General features: G+C 71.2%; 1 protein-coding gene. It reads left to right on the top strand.

Annotated features, from left to right (window positions below; genetic code table 11):
• The first annotated feature begins 82 nt into the window (after positions 1 to 82).
• Positions 83 to 1,285 (top strand): homogentisate 1,2-dioxygenase, encoded by a 1,203-nt coding sequence (locus ABD308_RS24540; protein ID WP_344338655.1) that lies wholly within the window; start codon positions 83 to 85, stop codon positions 1,283 to 1,285.
• Positions 1,286 to 1,456 lie beyond the last annotated feature (171 nt).

Below are 1,456 nucleotides of genomic sequence, written 5' to 3'. Positions count from 1 at the left end.
GGCGCACAGCCACCGCTGAAGCCGCGAGGCGCAAGCCGTAGGAAGCTCTGGGCCACAGGAAGGTCCGGGAGGAGCAGGGACGATGGCGTACTACCGGCAGCTGGGCAGCATCCCGCCCAAGCGGCACACGCAGCACCGCACACCCGAAGGCGGGCTGTACTACGAGGAGTTGATGGGCGAGGAGGGGTTCTCTTCGGACTCCTCGCTGCTCTACCACCGGGGCATCCCCTCGGCCGTCGTGAACGCCGTGCCGTGGGAGCTGCCCGATCAGTCCACGGTGCCCAACCACCCCCTGCTCCCCCGGCACCTCAAGCTGCACGAGCTGTTCGCGGGCGAGGAGTGGAAGTCCGCGGACGTCGTCTCCGCGCGCCGGCTCGTGCTCGGCAACGGCGACGTGCGGATCTCGTACGTCGCCGCCGGGGCGCCCAGCGAGCTGTACCGCAACGGGCTCGGCGACGAGTGCGTGTACCTGGAGTCCGGCTCCGGCACCCTGGAGACGGTCTTCGGCGCGCTGGAGGTCGGCCAGGGCGACTACGTGATCATCCCCCGGGCGACCACCCACCGCTGGGTGCCGACCGGTGACGAGCCGCTGCGCGCCTACTGCGTCGAGGCGAACAGCCACATCACCCCGGTCAAGCGCTACCTGTCCAAGTACGGCCAGCTGCTGGAGCACGCGCCGTACTGCGAGCGGGACCTGCGCGGCCCGTCCGGCCCGCTGCTCGCCGACGACACCGGGGACGTCGATGTGCTGGTCAAGCACCGCGGCCCGAACGGCGTTTCGGGCACCCGGTACACCGTGCCGCACCACCCGTTCGACGTGGTCGGCTGGGACGGCTGCCTGTACCCGTACGCATTCAACATCCGGGACTTCGAGCCGATCACCGGGCGGATCCACCAGCCGCCGCCGGCCCACCAGGTGTTCGAGGGCAACGGCTTCGTGATCTGCAACTTCGTTCCGCGCAAGGTGGACTACCACCCGCTGTCGATCCCGGTGCCGTACTACCACGCCAACGTGGACAGCGACGAGGTCATGTTCTACTGCGGCGGCGACTACGCGGCGCGCAAGGGCTCGGGCATCGGCCAGGGCTCCATCTCGCTGCACCCGGGTGGCCACACCCACGGCCCGCAGCCGGGCGCCTACGAGCGGTCCATCGGCGCGGAGTTCTTCGACGAGCTCGCGGTGATGGTGGACACCTTCCGCCCGCTGGAGCTGGGCGAGGGCGGCCGGGCCTCGGAGGACTCCGGCTACGCCTGGACGTGGTCCGGTCGGGGGCCGCGGCGGTGAGTACCACCCGTGAGATCCCCCCGCTGTTCCGGGGGCTGTTCGACGACGCGGCCGTGTTCCCGCCGGGGAACCTGCCGGTCGCCGAGGCGGTGCCCGCACACCGCTCACACCGCACCGCCTGGTACGCCGACGCGGTCGGCCCGTTCCTCTGCGGAGCGGGCCGGCTGGGTG

It is taken from the genome of Kitasatospora putterlickiae (assembly GCF_039527695.1).
Taxonomy (GTDB): domain Bacteria; phylum Actinomycetota; class Actinomycetes; order Streptomycetales; family Streptomycetaceae; genus Kitasatospora; species Kitasatospora putterlickiae.
The sequence above is the reverse complement of the archived record's forward strand: the minus strand, read 5'-3'. Positions and strand labels throughout refer to the sequence as shown.